The organism is Pantoea eucrina (genome assembly GCF_002095385.1).
In the GTDB taxonomy this organism is placed as follows: domain Bacteria; phylum Pseudomonadota; class Gammaproteobacteria; order Enterobacterales; family Enterobacteriaceae; genus Pantoea; species Pantoea eucrina.
The window spans coordinates 68,908-91,064 of sequence record NZ_MIPP01000006.1 but is presented as its reverse complement, the minus strand read 5'-3'; the positions used below and the strand labels follow the sequence as shown (position 1 = coordinate 91,064).

13 protein-coding genes and 2 pseudogenes are annotated in these 22,157 nt (G+C 55.9%); 8 read left to right on the top strand and 7 right to left on the bottom strand.

From position 1 onward, the window contains the following. Positions 1 to 43: 43 nt before the first annotated feature. Positions 44 to 685 (bottom strand): DNA oxidative demethylase AlkB, encoded by a 642-nt coding sequence (alkB, locus tag HA43_RS05130; protein WP_039385509.1) that lies wholly within the window; start codon positions 683 to 685, stop codon positions 44 to 46. Between the two features lie 12 nt (positions 686 to 697). Further along, positions 698 to 1,729 carry an FAD:protein FMN transferase ApbE gene (apbE, locus tag HA43_RS05125; protein WP_094111142.1) on the bottom strand — a complete coding sequence of 344 codons (1,032 nt, stop codon included), beginning with the start codon at positions 1,727 to 1,729 and terminating at the stop codon, positions 698 to 700. Between the two features lie 399 nt (positions 1,730 to 2,128). On the opposite strand from apbE, the gene HA43_RS19000 reads away from it, so the two are divergent. Further along, entirely contained in the window at positions 2,129 to 2,290 is a 162-nt protein-coding gene (locus tag HA43_RS19000) for a hypothetical protein (RefSeq protein ID WP_166714014.1), read from the top strand. A gap of 91 nt (positions 2,291 to 2,381) precedes the next feature. Here the strand turns inward: HA43_RS19000 and ompC are convergent. Beyond that, positions 2,382 to 3,484: pseudogene (ompC, locus tag HA43_RS05120) on the bottom strand (porin OmpC). A 448-nt stretch (positions 3,485 to 3,932) separates the two neighbouring features. Further along, positions 3,933 to 4,595: pseudogene (locus tag HA43_RS05115) on the bottom strand (beta-barrel domain-containing protein); the annotation flags it as partial. A gap of 684 nt (positions 4,596 to 5,279) precedes the next feature. On the opposite strand from HA43_RS05115, the gene HA43_RS05110 reads away from it, so the two are divergent. From HA43_RS05110 to rcsB, 3 genes are read left to right on the top strand one after another with little or no spacing between them, the layout of a single operon-like run. Beyond that, a complete protein-coding gene (locus HA43_RS05110; protein ID WP_039385523.1) occupies positions 5,280 to 6,434 on the top strand; it encodes an MFS transporter in 1,155 nt (384 codons plus the stop codon). Positions 6,435 to 6,456: 22 nt separating this feature from the next. Next, entirely contained in the window at positions 6,457 to 9,111 is a 2,655-nt protein-coding gene (gene rcsD / locus HA43_RS05105; RefSeq protein ID WP_094111128.1) for a phosphotransferase RcsD, read from the top strand. A gap of 1 nt (position 9,112) precedes the next feature. Then, positions 9,113 to 9,763, top strand: coding sequence for a response regulator transcription factor RcsB (gene rcsB, locus HA43_RS05100; RefSeq protein ID WP_033750421.1), 651 nt, complete (start codon positions 9,113 to 9,115; stop codon positions 9,761 to 9,763). Positions 9,764 to 9,809: 46 nt separating this feature from the next. Here the strand turns inward: rcsB and rcsC are convergent, their stop codons facing one another. Both rcsC and gyrA read right to left on the bottom strand, forming a co-directional pair. Then, positions 9,810 to 12,662, bottom strand: a complete 2,853-nt coding sequence (gene rcsC, locus HA43_RS05095; RefSeq protein WP_094111127.1) for a two-component system sensor histidine kinase RcsC — start codon at positions 12,660 to 12,662, stop codon at positions 9,810 to 9,812. 166 nt (positions 12,663 to 12,828) lie between these two features. After that, entirely contained in the window at positions 12,829 to 15,468 is a 2,640-nt protein-coding gene (gyrA, locus tag HA43_RS05090; RefSeq protein ID WP_039385529.1) for a DNA topoisomerase (ATP-hydrolyzing) subunit A, read from the bottom strand. 176 nt (positions 15,469 to 15,644) lie between these two features. Between gyrA and ubiG the strand changes: the two genes are divergently transcribed. The 4 genes from ubiG to yfaE all read left to right on the top strand — a co-directional run bounded on the left by ubiG (position 15,645) and on the right by yfaE (position 20,539). Then, a complete protein-coding gene (gene ubiG, locus HA43_RS05085; protein ID WP_039385530.1) occupies positions 15,645 to 16,391 on the top strand; it encodes a bifunctional 2-polyprenyl-6-hydroxyphenol methylase/3-demethylubiquinol 3-O-methyltransferase UbiG in 747 nt (248 codons plus the stop codon). A gap of 405 nt (positions 16,392 to 16,796) precedes the next feature. Then, a complete protein-coding gene (gene nrdA / locus HA43_RS05080) occupies positions 16,797 to 19,082 on the top strand; it encodes a class 1a ribonucleoside-diphosphate reductase subunit alpha (RefSeq protein WP_094111126.1) in 2,286 nt (761 codons plus the stop codon). A gap of 63 nt (positions 19,083 to 19,145) precedes the next feature. After that, entirely contained in the window at positions 19,146 to 20,276 is a 1,131-nt protein-coding gene (gene nrdB, locus HA43_RS05075; protein WP_039385534.1) for a class Ia ribonucleoside-diphosphate reductase subunit beta, read from the top strand. Positions 20,277 to 20,278: 2 nt separating this feature from the next. Further along, the gene (yfaE, locus tag HA43_RS05070) at positions 20,279 to 20,539 is read left to right on the top strand and encodes a class I ribonucleotide reductase maintenance protein YfaE (protein ID WP_094111125.1); all 261 of its coding nucleotides are present in this window, start codon (positions 20,279 to 20,281) and stop codon (positions 20,537 to 20,539) included. Between the two features lie 367 nt (positions 20,540 to 20,906). On the opposite strand, the gene HA43_RS05065 is transcribed toward yfaE, so the two are convergent. Further along, a complete protein-coding gene (locus tag HA43_RS05065; RefSeq protein ID WP_094111124.1) occupies positions 20,907 to 22,103 on the bottom strand; it encodes a nicotinamide mononucleotide deamidase-related protein YfaY in 1,197 nt (398 codons plus the stop codon). Positions 22,104 to 22,157: the final 54 nt, after the last annotated feature.

Sequence of the window (22,157 nt, the reverse complement as noted above, 5' to 3'; positions counted from 1 at the left end):
GCCCGTCAGATGATAGCAAGAATAATTCTCATTCCCTGTTACGTTAGTTTGCCCGGCGGAAGGTGAGATTATAGCGGACGGCCCCCGCCGCGGGATGCACGCCTGGTTTAAGCGGCAGAATACCGTGATAGCGCAGCCGCGACGGCCCGCCCCACACCACGATATCACCATGCTCCAGCAGCACGCGCCGGGTGGCGTCGCCGCGCGCAAAACCGCCAAACTGAAATATCGCCGGCAGCCCCAGCGAGACGGAGACGATCGGCTGACGCAGATCGCGCTCATCTTTGTCCTGATGCAGCGACATTTTTGCCCCGGGCGTATAGCGGTTGATCAGGCAGGCGTCTGGCGTAAAGTGACTAAACCCCGCTTCCTGCGCGCACTGCTGCGCCAGCTGACGAAACAGCGGCGGCATTGCGGGCCAGCGCTGGCCATTGCTGACATCCTGTTCGCTGTAGCGATAGCCGCGCGCGTCGCTGAACCAGCCAACATCGCCGCAGTTGGTCATCGCCACGGACATACGATAGCCTCCCGGCGTGATGCGGTGCGTAAAAGGATGCTGCGCCGCAACGGTTTCAATCGCTGCCAGCAGCGCAGGTGCATCATCGCGGGCGCGGCGGCGCAGAATGACCGCGCCTTCTGCCAGTGGCTCCTGCCACGGCGCTTCATCGCTAAACAGATCCAGCATCACGGCCTCCGGTTACGGTTTGTCGATAAGAAATGTTTTAAAGCCGGGCGACATCCAGTGGCTGAAGCCGTCGCCCTCTTTGGTGATTAGATAAACGGCCAGATGCTCTTTCAGCGCCAGCGCTTTTGCGCGCGCGGTGCCCAGCACCATCAGGCCGGTATCCCAGCCATCCGCTTCCAGCGCCGTAGTGGCGATCACCGTGGCAGAAACCAGTTTATGCTGAACGGGCCGTCCGGTTGCGGGATCGATGACGTGTGAAATGCGTTTCCCGTCCAGTTCATAATAGTTGCGATAGCTGCCGGAGGTGCTGATGCCGTGCCCCTGCAGGTCAACGCGCGCCTCGACCGCGTTTTCTCGATCGGTGGGTTTCTGAACCGCCACCCGCCACGGCTGCTGGCTGGCATTACGACCGCGGCTGAGCACGGCTCCGCCGACCGACACCAGATAGTTGGTTATTCCCTGCTGCTCCATCAGCCGCGCCAGATGATCGGTGGCGTAGCCCTCGCCCACGGTTGAGAGATCCACATAGAGCCCCGGCAGATCTTTCTGCAGCCACTGCCCGCTTACGCTCTGGATCACCCGCAGATGCGAGAGGCCGGTTTCAGCTCTGGCCGCCGCGATCGCTGCCACATCAGGCTGATGCGCCGGCTGCCCGACGGGTCCGAACCCCCATAAGTTCACCAGTCTGCCTGCCGTGATATCCATGGCACCTGCGGTTTTGGCACCAATGCGCAGTGAGAGAGTCACAATATCCGCCATATCCGCGCTAACGGGCTGCGGCTCTGTCCCCTGATACTGGTTGAAGCGCGACAGCACTGAGGTGGTTTTCCAGGTAGAGATTTCACCGTCGTCGCGATCGAGCTGCTGCTGAATCGCCTGCTGCAGCGCCTCTTTACGCTGCGGATCAACGCCGGCGAGCGTAACCCGCCATACGGTGCCCATGGTTTTTCCCTGCAGGACCAGGGGTTCACGTTGCGGTGCGCGGTCGCAGGCCGTCAGCCCGGTCACGATCAGAGCAGTCAACAAAATATTCCGGAAATGCATCGGTTCCTCATCTGTTACACGGAAATACAGCGTATTACAAAGCATAAACTGCGGGTAATTTACGCTAAATCTCATTGAATTAACGCCGGTCATGCTGCAGGCTTTACCCCCAGGCATACCACCTTTAAGGAGCACAGATGATGTATGTATTAATCGCCGCCCTCTCCGCCGCGCTGTTCCTGTACGGCAGTTATCGCAGCTGGCAGCACGCGCGTCAGCGTTCACTGGAGAGCTATAGCGCACGTCGACGTTAAGTACTGCACCATTATTACCCACTCTGCACTGCTTCAGGGCTGACGCAGTGTAACAAACCCCGCCTGAAGCGTGTGACGCTGAGAGCGGCAGCATGGCATAAATGCTGCATTGTTGAGAGCAGGTTTATTCTCAGCGAGGTGCAGCATGGCGATGTCAAAAACGCAGAGTGAAAAGTGGCAGCGGTGGCTGAGCTTTTCTGCTTTCACCCTGGCAGGTATTGCGCTGGAGGGCAGCCAGCCGGCTGCGGCAGTGCAGGCTGAACCGCGTCCGGCGGCAAAAGCCCGGCGCTGGCGCAGTGTGCAGTAGTTCAGATGCTGTGCCTGCCTGAGGCGGGTGCTGCAGATAAGAAGCGGGCAGGAAAGGTGGCGCGCAGCCCGCCGGGCCGCGCGCCAGAGGCTCAGAACTGGTAAACCAGGCCCAGCGCCACAATGTCATCGGTGTTGATACCGGCATTGTTGGTAAAGTTGTTGTCATCCAGCAGATTGATCTGGTAATCCACATAGGTCGACATGTTTTTATTGAAGTAATAGGTCGCGCCCACGTCGATATATTTTTTCAGGTTCTGGCTGCCATAACCTTCAATATCTTTACCGCGTGAATTGACGTAAGCCAGCGACGGACGCAGACCGAAGTCAAACTGATACTGCGCAACCACTTCCCAGTTGTCCGCTTTGTTCGCATAACCGAAAGCGTCAGAATCAACTGAGCCAAAACGCGTCGCGTTGTAAGAGCGGGTATACATCGCAGCCAGATAGATATTGTTTGCGTCATATTTCAGGCCGCCGGTATAGGCTTCCGCTTTATCGCCCTGGCCCAGTACGCCTGCGGCATTCTGGTTATTGGTGCGATCGGACTGGAACATAGCACCGCCCAGTGCCAGACCATTACCCAGATCATAGGTGGTGCTCAGACCCCAGCCGTCGCCGTTTTCGCCCAGCACATCACGGCCAGAGGTGGATTCAGTCGGGTTATCATTTTTGCCCTGGTACTGAACGGCCACGTTCCAGCCATCCACCAGACCAAAGAAATTATTATTGCGGTAGGTTGCCATACCGTTACCGCGCTGGAACATAAAGTTGTCCGCGCCATAGGTATCGCCACCAAACTCCGGCAGAACGTCAGTCCATGCGCCAATATCATACGCAATGCCGTAGTTGCGACCGTAATCGAAAGAGCCAGCGTCACCAAAACGCAGACCGGCAAAGCGACGCGGGTATAGCTGTCTTTAGTGCCTTCGCTTTCCGCCGTATTCAGCGCGGCCTGGTATTCCCACTGACCGTAACCCGTCAGCTGATCGGTCACCTGAGTTTCACCTTTAAAACCAAAGCGCAGGTAAGACTGGTCACCGTCTGAGCCATCGTTGTCAGAGAAGTAGTGCAGACCATCTACTTTGCCGTAGAGGTCGAGTTTGTTGCCATCTTTATTATAGATTTCGGCTGCGCTTGCTGAACCCGCCACCAGCAGCGCCGGGATCATCAGGGAGAGAACGCGACGATTCATTTATTTACCCTCGGTTATGTGCCTTTATAGTTATGCCACTGCAAACTGAATGTTAAAAATTCAGCCGGCAATTCATTGTTGTTTTATAGCGGGCAATAATCTATCACGAAAATGATACTAAATTTCCGAAAGTGTTTCATTTGATTACAAATTTATTGCCAGATGTAAATATCGTGGAACTAATAATCAGCACATATTGACAAAAAATAAAGCACGAATAAACAAACCGGATTAAATTCATTTGAATTCAAATAGCTACATTAATTTAATGCCGCACTGAATGATAAAACTTTGTTGCTGCCAGCCTCTACAATTATCCACGCTATCATCATTTATTTTATTATTATCTTCATTCATCCCGAATGAGTGTTTTACCCTGATTCCCGCCGGACATATTTGTCCGGCATTTTTTTATCTGCGCTATTTTCCCGCCAGTATAATAATGCATTCAGCGCTCGCGCAGCGCTTCGGCCGCTTTATTCAGCGGCTTGAGCAGATAATCCAGCACCGATTTTTGTCCGGTTTTTATCTCCACATCTGCCAGCATACCCGGCAGCACAGGAAAGCGCTGACCGCGCCGGCTGGTAAGCGTTGCCGTCTGTGTCTGCACATAGACCCGAAAATAGGGTGGCTCGCGCAGGTCGCTATCCTGCAGCGTATCCGGAGAAACGCTCTCGACGATGCCCGGCAGATCGCCATAAATCGCGGTATCGTACGCGGTAATTTTGACCGTTGCGGGCAACCCGGCCCGGATCCAGGCGATATCGCGTGGCGCAACGCGTGTCTCGATCAGCAGCCGATCCTCCAGCGGGACAATCTCCATCAGTTTACCGCCCGGCTCTACCACACCGCCCGGCGTGGTAATAGCGATAGCTTTGACGATGCCATACACCGGTGACAGCAGCGCGGTGCGCGTCAGCTGATCTTCTCTGCCTGCCGCAACCTGCAGCTGCGCATCCAGCTCTGCGCTGTTTTTGACCTGCTCCTCATGCGTTCGCACAGCGTAGTCATTATGCACCTCGTCGATTTTTCCCTGCAGATCGCTGACCTGGCGCCGCAGCCGCAGCGCTTCAACTTTACCTGCCGCACCGCGCGCCACCAGCGGTTCATAGGGATGTAGCGCGGCCGGTGGCGTGGTATCGCGGTGCTGCCGGCTGGTAGTTGTCGGGCTGACACGCTCAGTGCCAGAGGTAAATAACGACGCGAACGATGAAGTGGATTGGCCTGAAAACATAGGTAACCTCGTTACAGAGTATGTATTGCACCAGTGATTACCTGAATTAATGTTTCAGGCAGATAGGTGCGCCATACAGGCCATAACAGCATGGCCCGCTTCACCTGATGAAAACGGGTTACCCGCAGGTAACAAGGTTAAAGGTATGACGTTAAATGCGCGCTCCCGGCCGGGCTGGCGTGCGTGGCGATCTTGCTCTAAGCGGCCCCTTTAGCGATGGCCTGCTTTATCTTAGCGCGCATTAGCGGCTGCTGTCTGGTGGCAAAAATCCGGAGAATGGCTGTAAAACGCGCAACCAGCGAAAACCATAGTCAGCCAGTGATCTCTCGCTGATTGCATCAGTATATGTCATCAATCACCTGACTTAATTTGCGTTATGTCACTTAATATCTGTCAGGCAGTACCAGGAAATATCTGGAAAAAATTCTGGCCCGGGCAAATATCGGTAAGATGTCCGATTCCTGTGCAGCAGCAGGCAACGCAAATTGCGCGTTAATTCCGCTGCACCGCCTGCTTTGATGCTAAACTTCGACGCTTTAACAGCGGATCAAAATAACGACTATGACTGCACTGGACGCCGCACAGCCAGCCAAACTGCATCAGCGTGTTAATTTCGGCACGCGCACTGTTTTCCTTATCGCCGGGTTGAGTATGTCTGCCTGGGCGCCGCTTGTGCCTTACGCCAGCCAGCGTCTGCAGCTGAGCGGAGCCTCCCTCGGCGGGCTTTTACTATGTCTGGGCATCGGTTCGCTGGCCGCTATGCCGGTGACGGGGGCGCTGATTGGTCGTTTTGGCTGCCGCCGGATTATGACCTGCTCTGCGCTGCTGATTCTGGCGGTGTTGCCGCTGCTTGCCACGCTGGATCATCTCTGGGCGATGGCGTTTACGCTGATGCTATTCGGCGCCGGACTCGGCATGCTGGATGTGGCGATGAACGTGCAGGCGGTTCACGTGGAAAAAGCGGCGGGCAAGCCGATGATGTCAGGCTTTCACGGCTTCTTCAGCCTCGGCGGCATTATCGGCGCCGGTGCGGTGAGTCTGCTGCTGGGTGCCGGGCTGACGCCGCTGCAGGCCATCGCGATTATGATGGTGCTGATCGCCGTGCTGCTCTGCTGCAGTCTGCCAACCCTGATGAGCGAGCGGCTGCGTCAGGCTGATGAACCCTGGCTGGTGATCCCGCGTGGCTGGGTCGCTTTTCTCGGCTGCCTCTGCTTTATTCTGTTCCTCGCCGAGGGTGCCGTGCTCGACTGGAGCGCCCTGCTCCTGCTGCAGAGCCCGGGCCTCAGCGTAGCCTATGCCGGACTGGGCTATGCGGTGTTTTCGGTTGCCATGACGATTGGCCGGCTGACCGGCGACAAAATCATTCAGCGCTTTGGCCGCTATCACGTCATGCTTACCGGCGCGCTGGCAGCCAGCGCAGGTATGACGCTGGCCGTGCTGGTCCCCTGGCCGCAAACCGCACTGCTGGCGTTTCTGCTGGTCGGATTCGGGCTGGCGAATACAGTGCCGATGCTGTTTAATGCCGCCGGTAACCAGCAGGCCATGCCTGTCAACCTGGCGATATCGGCCATGACAACGTTAGGCTATGCGGGTATTCTCTCAGGCCCGGCGTTAATCGGCTTTATTTCCCAGTGGCTCACACTAAGCGGTGCATTCCTGCTGATTGCTCTGATGCTGCTGGCTGTCGCCGCCAGCGCACGCCGGGTTACGCGTTGATTGCAGGATCCTGAGACTCACTATGCTTTATAAATTTCCACTGACTTCCGGTAACGTTACGCGTTTTGTTGTCGTGTTTAACCTGGTGCTGCTGCTGGCGCTGGGCGCCGTGGTGCACAATAGCGTCAGCGCCTGGATTGCCGAAAAGCGTTATGCCATGGCTGACCTGGCGCGTGATATGCAAAAACGCATCGACGCTTACCGCTTCGCCACCTGGCAGATTTACGAAAATCTCGCCACCAGTGCGGCCGGCTCTGCGCCAAACAGCACGCTGCAGGAGACCCGGCTGCGCCCGGATGTTTACTATCTGGAAAAAACGCGCCGCAAAACGGAAGCGCTGATTTTCGGTTCGCACGACGGCAGCACGCTGGATATGACTATGCGTATGTCCGGCTATCTCGATACTTTATGGGGTGCGGAAAACCCGGCGTGGTCGATGTATTTTCTGAACGGTCAGGATAATAGCCTGATCATGATCTCTACCCTGCCGCTGAAAGATATGGCAACGCGCTACAAAGAGAGCGCGCTGAATACGCTGGTCGACAGCCGCCGGGCTGAGATGCTGCAGCAGGCTAACGCCCTGGATGAGCGCGAGAGCTTCTCTCCACTGCGTCATTTTACCTGGCAGAACGATCACTACTTTACGCTGCGCACCACCTTTAACCAGCCGGGTCATCTGGCAACGGTGGTAGCTTTCGATCTGCCGGTTAACGATCTGGTGCCGCAGAACCTGCCGCTGGAGAATTTCCAGCTGCGTCAGGATGCGACCCCGGGCAGCAGCACTGATGACGGCAGCGACGGCACGACCAGCGTTACGCTGGTTAACCCGGATCTGGAGATCGCTGCCTCGCTGCCCAGCACGCCGCTGCAGCTGGTTTATCGCGTACCGCTGGTTAGCCTTGCGCTTGATATGCTGCATAACCTGATGTGGCCGCTGCTTATCAACCTGTTGCTCTTCCTGCTGTCGATTGCCGGCGTGACCCTGCTGCGTCAGCAGGCGCTGCGCCCGAATGAGAATCAGAGCGCAGAGCTCGATTCGCTGCGTATGCTGAACGAAGAGATCGTCGCCAGCCTGCCGGTCGGGCTGCTGGTGTATGACTTCGCCACTAACCGCACCCTGCTAAGTAATAAGATTGCCGATCACCTGCTGCCGCACCTGAACCTGCAGAAGATTATCAATATGTCCGATCAGCATCAGGGCGTGCTGCAGGCGACTATCAATAACGAAGTCTATGAGATCCGTCACGCACGCAGCGTGCTGTCGCCGCACACGCAGCTGTTTATGATGCGCGATCAGGATCGCGAACTGCTGGTTAACAAGAAGCTGCAGAAAGCACAGCAGGTACTGGACCGCAATCACCAGATGCGCCAGCAGCTGATGCAGCAGCTTGGCCACGCGCTGAACCGCCCGCTGCAGGATATGGTGACGCGGCTGGTGCAGCTCAGCCAGCGCAGTGACGATGAGAGCGTGCTGGATCTGCTGGATGAGAGCCAGCGGCTGGCCCGCCTGGTCGATGATATCGTGCTGCTGAACCGGCTGGAAGCGCATGACTGGTCGCCGGAAACCAGCCCGTTTAATCTGCAGGATCTGCTGGATGAGATTGCGCTGGAGAGCCTGCCGCTGCTGCGACGCAAGGGCCTGACGCTGGTGGTAAACAACCAGCTGGCGAATGATGAAATGCGCAGCGGCGATCGCCGCGCGCTGCGTAAGGTGCTGACCACCCTGATGCATTATGCGCTCACCACCACGCAATGGGGAAAAATCACGCTGGAAGTGAAAACGCCAGCGAACAAGCCTGATGTGCTGCAGCTGCAGCTGGTCGATACCGGTTCCGGGCTAACGGCGGATGAACTGACCAACGCCGATTTCCCCTATCTTGGTGAGACGTCGCAGGATCGTTTTGGTCAGGCCTCCGGAATGGCCTTTTTCCTCTGTAAACAGCTCTGCAAGCAGATGGGCGGCCAGTTAGACATTATCGCTAAACCCGATATCGGCACGCGCTATAACATCCAGCTGCCGCTGACGCTGCAGCTGCTGCTGGAGGAGCAGGAAGAAAAATTACTGGAGGGCGTGACCGCTCTGGTCGATATAGCAGTGGAGGATGTACAGAAAATCGTCTGTCGTCATCTGGAGAACTGGGGCGCTAAGTGCCTGACCTCAGATGAACGGCTCTCGGGTCAGGAGCATGACGTCCTGATCACGGACGACCCTGAACGTCTCAGCGGCTGGGCATTACTGCTGGCGGGCGATGAGCTGGGGCATCACGCCCTGAACGACAGACAGTATCGCGTGAATTATAACCTCAGCAACGCCCTGCTTGACGCACTGCTGGCCCTGATTGAAAAGCAGCTGGCCAGTGATTTGATGGAGGAGAGTGAAGAAAATGAGGCTGGCACACCGCTGTTAAGCGGCGGCTATTTCCAGCTGTTTACCGAGACAGTACCGCCTGATGTCAGGAGACTGTATACTGAAGCGTCGGATAGCGACTATCCTTCTCTTGCTCAGACAGCGCATCGCCTGAAAGGCGTTTTTGCCATGCTCAATTTGCTGCCGGGTAAACAGCTTTGTGAAGCGTTAGAACAGCACATTAAAATGTGCGACGATTTAACCATTAAAAATACCACCAGTGAAATTGACGCTTATGTCAATCAACTGCTGCAGCAAGGTAACCAATAAGATGAATAACCTGAACGTAATTATTGCCGACGACCATCCCATTGTTCTGTTTGGTATCCGTAAGTCTCTGGAACAGATTGAATGGGTTAACGTAGTAGGTGAGTTTGAAGACTCCACAGCACTGATCAACAGCCTCTCCAAGCTGGACGCGAATGTTCTGATCACCGATCTCTCAATGCCTGGCGAGAAGTATGGCGACGGCATTACCCTGATCAAGTACATCAAGCGTCACTATCCCGATCTTTCGATCATTGTTCTGACCATGAACAACAATCCGGCGATCCTGAGTGCCGTTCTGGATCTCGATATTGAAGGGATTGTGCTGAAACAGGGCGCCCCGACCGATCTGCCAAAAGCGCTGGCCGCACTGCAGAAAGGCAAAAAATATACGCCGGAAAGCGTTGCCAAACTGCTGGAGAAGATCAGCGCAGGTGGTTACGGTGACAAGCGTCTGTCGCCGAAAGAGAGTGAAGTACTGCGTCTCTTTGCTGAAGGTTTCCTCGTGACTGAGATTGCCAAAAAGCTGAACCGCAGTATCAAAACCATCAGCAGCCAGAAGAAATCAGCCATGATGAAGCTGGGTGTGGATAACGATATCGCACTGCTGAACTACCTCTCCTCGGTCAGCGCCACGCAGATCGACAAAGATTAATCTCTACGGGCGGCCCGCGGGTCGCCCGTTCGCTTAATCCCCTGCCCTACGCCTGACGACCGGTACGCACGCGGGCAGCGTAGCGCGCCAGGGTGACTTTCAGCTCATCCAGCGTCACCGGTTTCGACAGGCAGTTATCCATACCGGCATCCATACAGCGCTGCTTCTCTTCCGCCAGCGCGTTCGCCGTTACGCCAATCACCGGGAACACGTGCCCCAGCTGGCGCAGCCGCTGCGTCAGGCGATAGCCATCCATATTCGGCATGTTTACGTCGCTCAGTACGATGTCGATATGATTGCGACTCAGCACGTTAAGCGCATCAACGCCATCCTGCGCCGTTTTGGTCTGATAGCCCAGCGTGCCGAGCTGCTCCGACAGCAGCATACGGTTGATGGGATGGTCATCCACAATCAGAATCGTAATATCTTCATTGCTGCTCGCATTCTCTGCCGCAGGTGGCGGCAGCGGCGTGGTGGTATCGCTGTCAATCGTGATGCGATAGATACGACCCAGCAGCAGCGGCAGGTCGTGCAGCGTTGCGCTGCTCTGCACCCAGACGCCCGGCGAGCGCTCCTGCGGCATATCGATATGCTCACCGCAGATCAGAATGCGCGCGCGCACCGCCTGCGCCAGTGAATCGTCGTGATCGCTTATCACCACATCATCGCTTTCTGCCTGTCCCTGCCAGGCTGCCGCTTTCAGTCCCTGCTGCTGCAGCAGGCGCAGCAGAAACGCAGCGAGATAGTCGTTGCGCAGGTCAAGCCAGATCGCTTTCTCCTGCAGGCCATCCAGCAGCGGCGGCGCCGGCTGCTGCCCGGCGTAGATCGGAATACGCACGATAAACTGGCTGCCCATTCCCGGTTCAGAATCGACCTCAATATCGCCATCCATCATGTTGATCAGTTTTTCGCAGATTGCGAGTCCCAGCCCGGTGCCCTGGAAGTTGCGCTGCACGCCGGAGCCAACCTGGAAGAAAGGATCGAACAGCCGCGTCACCTCTCTGGCAGGAATGCCGACCCCGGTATCACGCACGCGGAAGGCAAGATAGCCCTCTTTAACGTAGGCGTGCAGAATAATGCAGCCGGTATGGGTAAATTTGATGGCGTTATTAAGCAGGTTGGAGATCACCTGCTGCAGCCGCAGCGGATCGCCATCCAGCGCCAGCGGCACGTTGTTTTCCATAAAGACATAGAGCGTAAGACGCTTGCGCACCACCAGCGATAAATAGTTGCTGGTGATATGGTTAATCACCTCGCGCGGTGAGAAAGGACGCGGCTCAATTTTCAGCTGCTCTGACTCTATCTTCGAGAAGTCGAGAATGTCGCTGATAATTTTCAGCAGCAGGCTGGAGGAGTTGTTCATGGCGGTGACCAGCGACTCCACCCCTTTGGGCAGGCTTTTGGTCTGCAGCAGATCGAGGTTACCGATGATGCCGTAAAGTGGCGTGCGCAGTTCATGACTGACGGTTGCGAGGAACATCGATTTCGACTGGCTCGCCTGTTCAGCGGCGTGCGCCATCTCCTGCAGCGACTGCTCCATACGTACGCGGGATGAGACATCAACCAGCACGCAGATGGCCACATTTTCATTGCGGTAGCGCGAATGCACAAAGCTGATCTGCAGGTTGGTATTGCTGCCGGTCAGCACATCAACAAAATTCACCTGCTGGCCGCTGATAATTTCATTAAGCCGCTGGCGATCCTCCTGCGTTAGCAGCGTAAGATAGTTGTGCGCCAGTTCGTTGCTCAGAATATTGGTGCCATCGCTGGTGCGCAGAATGCAAATCCCTACCGGTGCCGACGCGACAATTTTCCGGTTGAACTGCTCATGCTCCTCCAGCCGGTGCGCGTTATCTTCCGCCGGCAGGAACATGCGGCGCTCGAATATCCACGCCAGAGTAAAAAGCACAATCGCACTGAAGATGTTAAGCAGCAGCGCGTTAAGCAGCAGCAGCCGCAGCTGATCCACCATTACCGACGTGGGCAGAGACCAGATGATATTCAGATCTGACGGCGGCAGCGGCTTTTTCAGCACCAGCTGGCGGTAGCTGTCGAGGTAGCCAAACCAGGTGCTCTCATCGGGCAGATCGTCCAGCGCGTAACCGGGTCCGCTGCGGCGGCTGCTCAGCAGCGGGCGGTAATTTTCATCGGTAATGGTCGCCACCAGCGGCAGTCCGCCGGGCTGAACAAATTCATCCAGCCGGATATTCTGCTCAACGCCCAGCAGCGCCTGAAGTTTGTTGGCGACGTAAACCGGGACGACCATATAGAAGTTGCCGCTTCCGGGCTGCGTGCTGTCGGTGATCCAGTACATCGGATTGCGCCGATCTTCCTCATTGCTGTTGCGATAGTGCAGCACATGTTCGCGCAGCGCCTTCATGCTGCGTTCCCGATCTAACGGATTGCTGCTGCCAATGGTGAAATCAGCCAGGCACTGGCTCTCACCGCCGATAAAAAACACGCGATTCAGCTCATAGGCCGCAGCAAAATTGCTTTTCCAGTAGTTGATATAGTAGCTGAGCGAGTCGAGCGAGTTGCGCCAGGTGTTGCTCATTGAGGTGCAGTCACCGTCGGAAAAGAGCGGCGTAAACTGCGGCAGCGTGCTTTTACCGGCGGGCAGGCCGTTGAGCATGTCCAGCCCGTTGGCGCTGCTGCTAAGACGATTTTCCGTGATGTACTTCAGTTCCCGCATGACGTCAGCCGAGTGCCGGACGTACCACTCTGCTTTACCATAGTTCGTCGCAAACTCCTGGCGTATTCCGTTCTCTTTTTCATGCAGCACATTGATGATGTAGAAGGTGGTCAGCAATGCACCCAGCGACCAGAGCAGCAGCGCCAGCGCCCGGAAAAGATAGCGCGAGATACGAAGCGTGGTGCGAAAGGAGACGAGATATTTCAAGAGAGGCTCACTGGCGGTAACGGTTAACAGGACCCAAAAAGGTGCACATACACTAGCTTTATCGCTGCGAAAAAGCCAGTTGGTGCAGAGGTGCGGGGCGAAAACTCAGATAATAAAACGGCAGGTCGGTTGCCCTGACCTGCCGCTGATAAGGTGCATCAGACGATTATGCGTCGTCTTCTGCGTCCGGTGCCTCGTCATCGCTGTCGACTTCCGGCGCGATATCCTCTTCGCCTTCCGCCACGCTGCCGTCGATGGCATCCAGCTCCTCTTCTTCAACCGGCTCCGCCACGCGCTGCAGGCCAACCACGTTCTCATCTTCCGCGGTGCGGATCAGGATCACGCCCTGCGTGTTACGGCCGACCACGCTGACTTCCGATACGCGGGTGCGTACCAGCGTGCCGGCATCGGTGATCATCATAATCTGATCGCCGTCTACCACCTGTACCGCACCGATAACCGGTCCGTTACGCTCGGTAACTTTGATCGAGATAACGCCCTGAGTGGCACGCGATTTCGTCGGATACTCGCTGTTAGCCGTACGCTTACCGTAACCATTCTGCGTAACGGTGAGGATCGCGCCCTCTTCGCGCGGCACAATCAGCGACACCACTTTATCGTTCTCTGCCAGCCTGATACCGCGCACGCCTGAGGCTGAACGCCCCATGGCACGCACTGCACTCTCAGCAAAGCGCACGACTTTACCGCCAGCGGAGAAGAGCATCGCTTCATCATTGCCGTTGGTCAGCGCTACGCCAATCAGCTCATCATCTTCACGCAGGTTGATGGCGATAATGCCGGCGCTGCGCGGACGACTGAACTCCTGCAGCGCGGTTTTCTTCACCGTGCCGCTGGCCGTCGCCATAAAGATATTGAAGCCTTCGGTATACTCACGCACCGGCAGAATAGCGGTAATGCGCTCGTTAGCTTCCAGCGGCAGCAGGTTGACGATAGGACGCCCGCGTGCGCCACGGCTCGCTTCCGGCAGCTGATAAACCTTCATCCAGTAGAGACGACCCCGGCTGGAGAAGCAGAGAATCGTGTCGTGGGTATTAGCCACCAGCAGGCGATCAATGAAGTCCTCTTCTTTGATACGTGCGGCTGATTTACCCTTGCCGCCGCGGCGCTGCGCTTCATAATCTGACAGCGGCTGATACTTAACGTAGCCCTGATGCGACAGGGTGACGACCACATCTTCCTGGTTGATCAGATCTTCGATATTGATATCCGCGCTGTTGGCGGTGATCTCAGTACGGCGCGCATCGCCAAACTGATCGCGCATCGCTTCCAGCTCTTCGCGGATCACTTCCATCAGGCGGTCAGCACTCTGCAGAATGTGAATCAGCCCGGCAATCTGCTCCAGCAGCTCTTTGTACTCATCAAGCAGTTTCTCATGCTCAAGGCCGGTCAGTTTCTGCAGACGCAGATCCAGAATCGCCTGAGCCTGCTGCTCGGTAAGATAGTAGCGGCCATCGCGAATACCAAATTCAGGCTCCAGCCACTCCGGCCGCGCAGCGTCATCGCCGGCACGCTCAAGCATGGCGGCAACATTGCCGAGATCCCACGCCTGTGCCAGCAGAGCGCCCTTCGCTTCTGCCGGCGTCGGCGCGCGACGGATCTGCTCGATAATCGGATCGATATTCGCCAGCGCAATCGCCAGACCTTCAAGGATATGGGCACGATCGCGCGCTTTGCGCAGTTCGAAGATGGTGCGACGCGTCACCACTTCGCGACGATGGCGCACAAAGGCTTCGATGATATCTTTCAGCGGCATGATCTTCGGCTGACCCTGATGCAGAGCCACCATGTTGATGCCGAAAGAGACCTGCAGCTGCGTCAGCGAATAGAGGTTGTTCAGAACCACTTCACCCACGGCGTCGCGTTTGACTTCAATGACAATGCGCATACCGTCTTTATCAGACTCATCGCGCAGCCCGCTGATCCCTTCAACGCGCTTCTCTTTAACCAGCTCGGCAATTTTTTCAATCAGGCGCGCTTTGTTAACCTGATACGGGATCTCATTGACGATAATGGTTTCGCGACCGGTTTTGGCATCGGTTTCGATTTCGCCACGCGCGCGAATGTAGATTTTACCGCGCCCGGTACGATAGGCCTCTTCAATACCACGACGGCCATTGATAAAGGCTGCGGTCGGGAAGTCCGGACCGGTGATGTGCTCCATCAGTCCTTCTACGCTGATGTTTTCATCATCGATAAAGGCGAGGCAGCCGTTGATCACTTCAGTCAGGTTATGCGGCGGAATGTTAGTTGCCATTCCCACGGCGATACCGGAGGAGCCGTTTACCAGCAGGTTAGGAATTTTGGTTGGCAGCACTTCCGGGATCTGCTCGGTGCCGTCGTAGTTTGGCACAAAGTCGACCGTCTCTTTTTCCAGATCGGCCAGAAGCTCAGAGGAGATCTTCGCCATACGGACTTCGGTATAACGCATCGCTGCGGCGGAGTCGCCATCAACGGAACCGAAGTTACCCTGACCGTCAACCAACATATAGCGCAGGGAGAACGGCTGGGCCATACGGACAATACTTTCGTATACAGCAGAGTCACCGTGCGGGTGATACTTACCGATAACGTCACCTACCACACGGGCAGATTTCTTATAGGCTTTATTCCAGTCGTTACCCAGTTCGCTCATGGCGTAAAGCACGCGGCGATGCACCGGCTTCAGGCCATCACGGACATCGGGTAAGGCTCGGCCAACAATGACCGACATGGCGTAATCGAGGTAGGAGTTTTTCAGCTCTTCTTCGATATTGACCGGTGTAATTTCTCTCGCAAGGTCGCTCATGGAGCCGCTATCCCTCTACTTAATCCCGGATTTTAAAGGTGCGAAAGTATATCACATTGCTTACGTACGGTGAACGTAAAGCGGGGTTTTCTGGCGCTTTTCGTTCACGCTGAGAGATGCCACCTGACGTTTAAGCGTTTATACTCAGAAGATATTTTGCCAGGAGTCGTTATTCAATGAGTGAACAACCGCAGGAAAGCCGTCAGAACGTCGATCACAGCGAGATTGCCAAGTTTGAAGCGGTCGCTTCGCGCTGGTGGGATCTGGAGGGTGAATTTAAGCCGCTGCACCGTATTAACCCGCTGCGTCTGGGCTGGATTGCGCAGCACAGCAACGGCCTGTTTGGTAAAAAAGTGCTCGATGTCGGCTGCGGCGGCGGCATTCTGGCAGAGAGCATGGCGCGTGAAGGCGCAGACGTAACCGGGCTGGATATGGGCGCGGAACCGCTGGCAGTCGCGCGTCTGCATGCTGAAGAGAACGGCGTCAGCGTCGATTATATTCAGCAGACGGTAGAGGATCATGCGAACAGCCATGCTGGCCAGTATGACGTAGTGACCTGCATGGAGATGCTGGAGCACGTACCCGATCCGCGCTCGGTTGTTATGGCCTGCGCCCGTCTGGTAAAACCAGGTGGTGAGGTCTTTTTCTCCACGATAAACCGCAATCCTAAAGCCTGGCTGCTGGCAATCTTCGGCGCCGAATATGTGCTGCGCATGCTGCCGCGCGGTACGCATGACGCCAAAAAATTTATCCGCCCGGCTGAATTACTGGACTGGGTAGACGAAACCACACTGCGCGAACGCCACATGATTGGCCTGCACTATAATCCGCTGACCAACAAGTTCCGTCTCGGACCAGGTGTGGACGTGAACTATATGATTCATACCCACGCTCAGGCTGATGCCGCAGGCGAAACACGCTGATAACAGAGGCCCGCTCTGCGGAGCGCGCCTCTCTTCTTCATCCCCGCTAGCCGATCTTCTCCGTTTCGTCTCTGCCTTAAGGACGGGTTCCGCGCCTTTGATTGAGATTTACGCGCTCAGTCATACTATTAAAAAAAAGTATGAAGCCGTTGACAGCTAACCCAGGCCTTATGCCACGCGGATCCAGGATTTTTCCCGGCTACCAGGACTGATTCTTTGCCAAAAATCAACTCTTGTTAAGCAAAGAATGCTGACTAAAATACTCACCATATAGTTAGTAAAACTTCCCGAACCCCCTATATATAGTGTTTATCCACAGGCTTACTCACAGCGAGCGGCTTGTGCATAGACCTTGTGAATAGTTAGGGGATAATTTCCTATTTCATGGACAGGTAAACACGCGACATGAACCAAAGTCTGCTCGTCACCAAACGCGATGGCCGTCAGGAACGCATTGATCTCGATAAAATTCACCGTGTACTCGACTGGGCGGCTGAAGGGCTGAACAATGTTTCAGTTTCTCAGGTTGAACTGCGCTCCCACATTCAGTTTTATGATGGCATCAGAACCTCTGATATCCATGAAACCATCATCAAAGCCGCAGCCGATCTGATTTCGCGCGATGCGCCAGATTACCAGTATCTGGCAGCACGTCTGGCTATCTTCCATCTGCGTAAAAAAGCCTATGGCCAGTTTGAGCCACCGAAGCTTTACGATCAGGTCGTGAAAATGGTGGAGCTGGGCAAATATGACCGCCACCTGCTGGAAGATTACAGCACCGAAGAGTTTGAGCTGATGGACAGCTACATCGATCACTGGCGCGATATGAACTTCTCTTACGCTGCGGTTAAGCAGCTGGAAGGAAAATATCTGGTGCAGAACCGCGTCAGCGGTGAGATCTATGAGAGCGCGCAGTTCCTGTATATCCTGGTCGCAGCCTGCCTGTTCTCAAACTATCCACGCGATACGCGCATGAGCTACATCAAGCGCTTTTATGACGCGATCTCCACCTTCAAGATCTCGCTGCCAACGCCAATCATGTCTGGCGTGCGCACCCCGACCCGTCAGTTCAGCTCCTGCGTCCTGATTGAGTGCGGCGACAGCCTGGACTCTATCAACGCCACCTCCAGCGCTATCGTGAAATATGTGTCACAGCGCGCCGGCATCGGTATTAACGCAGGCCGTATTCGTGCGCTGGGCAGCCCGATCCGCGGCGGCGAAGCGTTCCATACCGGCTGTATCCCGTTCTATAAGCATTTCCAGACGGCGGTGAAATCGTGCTCTCAGGGTGGCGTGCGCGGCGGTGCAGCGACGCTGTTCTATCCGATGTGGCATCTGGAAGTGGAAAGCCTGCTGGTGCTGAAAAACAACCGTGGCGTGGAAGGTAACCGCGTGCGCCACATGGACTACGGCGTTCAGATCAACAAGCTGATGTATACCCGCCTGCTGAAAGGCGAAGATATCACCCTGTTCAGCCCGTCAGATGTCCCGGGCCTGTATGATGCGTTCTTCGCCGATCAGGAAGAGTTTGAACGTCTCTACACCAAATATGAGAAAGATGAGAGCATCCGCAAGCAGCGTGTAAAAGCGGTCGATCTCTTCTCGCTGATGATGCAGGAGCGCGCCTCAACCGGTCGTATCTACATCCAGAACGTCGATCACTGCAATACCCACAGCCCGTTTGACCCGGCGATTGCGCCAGTGCGTCAGTCCAACCTCTGCCTTGAGATTGCGCTGCCAACCAAGCCGCTTGAGGATGTGAATGATGAGAACGGCGAAATTGCGCTCTGTACGCTTTCCGCCTTCAACCTCGGTGCCATCAACAGCCTCGACGACCTCGAAGAGCTGGCGGTGCTGGCGGTTCGCGCGCTCGATGCGCTGCTTGATTATCAGGACTATCCGATTCCGGCAGCACAGCGTGGTGCCATGGGTCGCCGTACGCTGGGTATTGGCGTCATTAACTACGCTTACTACCTGGCGAAGCACGGCGTACGCTACTCTGACGGCAGCGCTAACAATCTGACGCACAAAACCTTTGAGGCTATTCAGTACTATCTGCTGAAAGCATCAAATGAGCTGGCAAAAGAGCAAGGCGCCTGCCCGTGGTTTAAAGAGACGACCTATTCACAAGGTATTCTGCCGATTGATACCTATAAAAAGGATCTGGACGCCGTCTGCAATGAGCCGCTGCATCTCGACTGGGAAGCGCTGCGTGAATCGATCACCACGCACGGCCTGCGTAACTCCACGCTCTCTGCCCTGATGCCGTCAGAGACCTCTTCGCAGATCTCTAACGCCACTAACGGTATTGAACCGCCGCGCGGCCACATCAGTATTAAAGCGTCTAAAGATGGCATCCTGCGTCAGGTAGTGCCGGAGTATGATCGTCTGAAAGATCAGTATGAGCTGCTGTGGGAAATGCCTTCTAATGATGGTTATCTGCAGCTGGTCGGCGTGATGCAGAAGTTTATCGATCAGGCGATCTCCTCAAACACGAACTACGATCCGGGCCGCTTTGCCAACGGTAAAGTACCGATGAAACAGCTGCTGAAAGATCTGCTTACCGCCTATAAGTTTGGTGTGAAGACGCTCTACTATCAAAACACCCGCGATGGCGCAGAAGATGCACAGGACGATCTGGCCCCGTCGATTCAGGATGATGGCTGCGAAAGCGGCGCCTGCAAAATCTGACCGGCGACGCGTACTTATGTCAGGGCTGGCGCTGCCAGCCCGCTTCACTTTTTGGACTTAGTCATGGCTTATACTACTTTTTCACAGAATAAAAACGATCAGCTGAAAGAGCCGATGTTCTTCGGCCAGTCCGTGAACGTGGCGCGTTTCGATCAGCAGAAATATGACATTTTTGAAAAGCTGATTGAGAAGCAGCTCTCTTTCTTCTGGCGTCCGGAAGAGGTCGACGTCTCACGCGATCGCATCGACTACCAGGCACTGCCGGATCACGAAAAGCATATCTTCATCAGCAACCTGAAGTATCAGACGCTGCTCGATTCTATCCAGGGCCGCAGCCCGAACGTCGCGCTGCTGCCGCTGATCTCTATCCCGGAGCTGGAAACCTGGATTGAAACCTGGGCGTTTTCTGAGACCATTCACTCACGCTCTTACACCCATATTATCCGCAACATCGTCAACGATCCGTCGCTGGTGTTTGATGATATCGTCACCAACGAGCAGATTCTGGCGCGCGCGCAGGATATCTCAAAGTACTACGACGATCTGATTGAGATGACCAACTACTGGCATCTGCTGGGCGAAGGCACGCATCAGGTTGCCGGTAAATCAGTCACCGTCAGCCTGCGTGCGCTGAAAAAGCAGCTCTACATCTGTCTGATGAGCGTTAACGCGCTGGAAGCGATTCGCTTTTACGTCAGCTTCGCCTGTTCATTCGCTTTCGCCGAACGTGAACTGATGGAAGGCAACGCCAAAATCATCAAGCTGATCGCGCGTGATGAAGCGCTGCACCTGACCGGCACCCAGCATATGCTGAACCTGCTGCGCAGTGGTGAAGACGATCCGGAGATGAAAGAGATTGCTGCGGAGTGCCGTGAAGAGTGCTTCGAGCTGTTTAAGAAGGCGGCACTGCAGGAGAAAGAGTGGGCAGAGTATCTGTTCAGCGGCGGCTCGATGATTGGTCTGAATAAAGATATTCTGTGCCAGTACATTGAGTACATCACCAATATCCGTATGCAGGCGGTGGGTCTCGATCTGCCCTTCCAGACCCGCTCCAACCCGATTCCATGGATCAACTCCTGGCTGGTGTCTGATAACGTGCAGGTAGCACCGCAGGAAGTGGAAGTCAGCTCCTATCTGGTGGGTCAGATTGACTCTGAAGTAGGCGAAGACGACTTCAACGATTTCCAGCTCTGAGCATGAGCCGCGCTGTTATTATCCTGCGCAGTTCAGGCTCCCGCCTGGAGTGCGCAGATGAACATCCTAATCTGCTGACCACGCTGGAGGCCCATAACCTCTGCGTGGAGTTTCAGTGCCGTGAAGGCTACTGCGGCTCCTGCCGTATGCGCCTGGTACGGGGCGAGGTCGATTACGCTGAAACCCCGCTGGCTTTTATTCAGCAGGGTGAAATCCTGCCCTGCTGCTGTAAAGCGCGCGGCGAGATTGAGATTGAGCTGTAACCGCCCTCGTCTGTTTTCTTTCACATCGTTCATGCGACAAGAAAGCCACTCTGGTCAGAGGGGGCGCTGAACACGCCCGGAACGGCAACACCCGCTCCCTGCGGGCCTCGGCACGCGGCGTCCCTGCCGCGTGACGTCCGGCTTAGTTCAACGCCCCCTCTTCCCCTGTGCTTCTGTGCGGCTGTAAGAGCGAGTTATCTGACAGCTATGCAGAAGTCACAGGGCGCGGAAGCGACGGTGATTTGCAGCAGCCTCCGCGCCATGGATGGCGCGGCGGCAGGCCACCGTCACTTCCGCAACCAGGCTCCCTTTGCAAGCGATACCGGTTAAGCACTGACGTATCCGGTATGCCCCTTCGCAGGCGCAATCAGTGCTTTACCGTTTCCAGTATGTCGATCCAGCCGTGTCCGGTTGAAACTTCGCTGCCGTGCAGCCAGCGACGCAGCATGTTCATTGCCATCATCGCCACCACTTTCTGCCGGGTTTCCTGATTATGACGACCGTGTGAAAATTTCACCCGCTGTCCCCAGCCCGCTTCCGGCGTCTGCAGCGCAATCGCGATTTCTCCTTCGGCCAGCTCACCGACAGAGAGCGCCAGAGCGCTGCCCTGCTCTGCCGCCAGCATGCGTGTCCGCTCAACCTGTGCTTCAAGTGTTTCTGCCTGCGGCGCCAGAATCTCGCCAGCACTTAGCGGCACGTCCGCGGCGGCCAGCTGCCAGTGCAGAAAGCCGGCGGTATACTGCTCACTGGTGGCGAGGCGAAACTCACGCTGCTGCAGCTCACGCGCCAGCAGCGCGGGCAGCCCTTCGGTGCCTTCGAAAATCGTACATTCGGCCAGCAGCAGCTTTACCTGCTGCCAGACCTGCTCCATCGCCACGCGCGCACTGGCAGGCCCGGTAAGCTTGATTTCGATAATCGGCATTGAAGAGCGGTAACCCATTACGACCCCTTCGGGCAGCGCCAGCGGCTCCAGCTCAGCCGCAATATCACTCTCGCCGCGGCCAAAGGTCGTCAGGCGCAGGCAGAGCGGGGGTTCAGGCAGGGTAAAACGTGCTTTCAGGCGCGGAATAATCTCCTGCTCCACCATCACTTTGAATTCTGACGGCACGCCCGGCGTAAAGAAAATCCAGCAGCGGTTGAGCTGGAGTGCGAAACCACAGGCGGTACCCACCGGGTTATCGATAAGCGTGGCGTTAGCCGGGATTTCAGCCTGTTTGCGATTGCTGGCGGCCATCACGCGACCGCGACTGGCAAACCAGGCTTCCATTTTTGCCAGCCATTCTGTCTGCAGCACCAGCTCGCAACCGCTGGCGGCCGCGGCGGCCTGCGCGCTCAAATCATCAGAGGTCGGCCCCAGTCCTCCGTTAACAATCAGCACATCTGCCACCTGGCTACGGCTCTGTAATGCATCAATCAGCGACGGCAGTGCATCACCCACGGTCATGCGGCTGGTCATCGGCAGGCCATGCTGAAACAGCACGTCCGCCAGCCAGGCGGCGTTGGTATCCACAATTTGTCCATGCAGCACTTCATCGCCCGTGGCGAGCATCTCAACACGTATCACGTTGCATTCTCCTTGTCCTGGTTACGCTTTACTGTAGAAAGCAGGCGAGGTAAA

Excerpts from the sequence above, each read along its gene's own strand:
- rcsB (WP_033750421.1), top strand. The coding sequence starts at position 9,113 with ATGAATAACCTGAACGTAATTATTGCCGACGACCATCCCATTGTTCTG.
- rcsD (WP_094111128.1), top strand. The coding sequence starts at position 6,457 with ATGCTTTATAAATTTCCACTGACTTCCGGTAACGTTACGCGTTTTGTT.
- ubiG (WP_039385530.1), top strand. The coding sequence starts at position 15,645 with ATGAGTGAACAACCGCAGGAAAGCCGTCAGAACGTCGATCACAGCGAG.
- nrdA (WP_094111126.1), top strand. The coding sequence starts at position 16,797 with ATGAACCAAAGTCTGCTCGTCACCAAACGCGATGGCCGTCAGGAACGC.
- apbE (WP_094111142.1), bottom strand. The coding sequence starts at position 1,729 with ATGCATTTCCGGAATATTTTGTTGACTGCTCTGATCGTGACCGGGCTG.
- HA43_RS19000 (WP_166714014.1), top strand. The coding sequence starts at position 2,129 with ATGGCGATGTCAAAAACGCAGAGTGAAAAGTGGCAGCGGTGGCTGAGC.
- nrdB (WP_039385534.1), top strand. The coding sequence starts at position 19,146 with ATGGCTTATACTACTTTTTCACAGAATAAAAACGATCAGCTGAAAGAG.
- yfaE (WP_094111125.1), top strand. The coding sequence starts at position 20,279 with ATGAGCCGCGCTGTTATTATCCTGCGCAGTTCAGGCTCCCGCCTGGAG.
- gyrA (WP_039385529.1), bottom strand. The coding sequence starts at position 15,468 with ATGAGCGACCTTGCGAGAGAAATTACACCGGTCAATATCGAAGAAGAG.
- HA43_RS05110 (WP_039385523.1), top strand. The coding sequence starts at position 5,280 with ATGACTGCACTGGACGCCGCACAGCCAGCCAAACTGCATCAGCGTGTT.
- alkB (WP_039385509.1), bottom strand. The coding sequence starts at position 685 with ATGCTGGATCTGTTTAGCGATGAAGCGCCGTGGCAGGAGCCACTGGCA.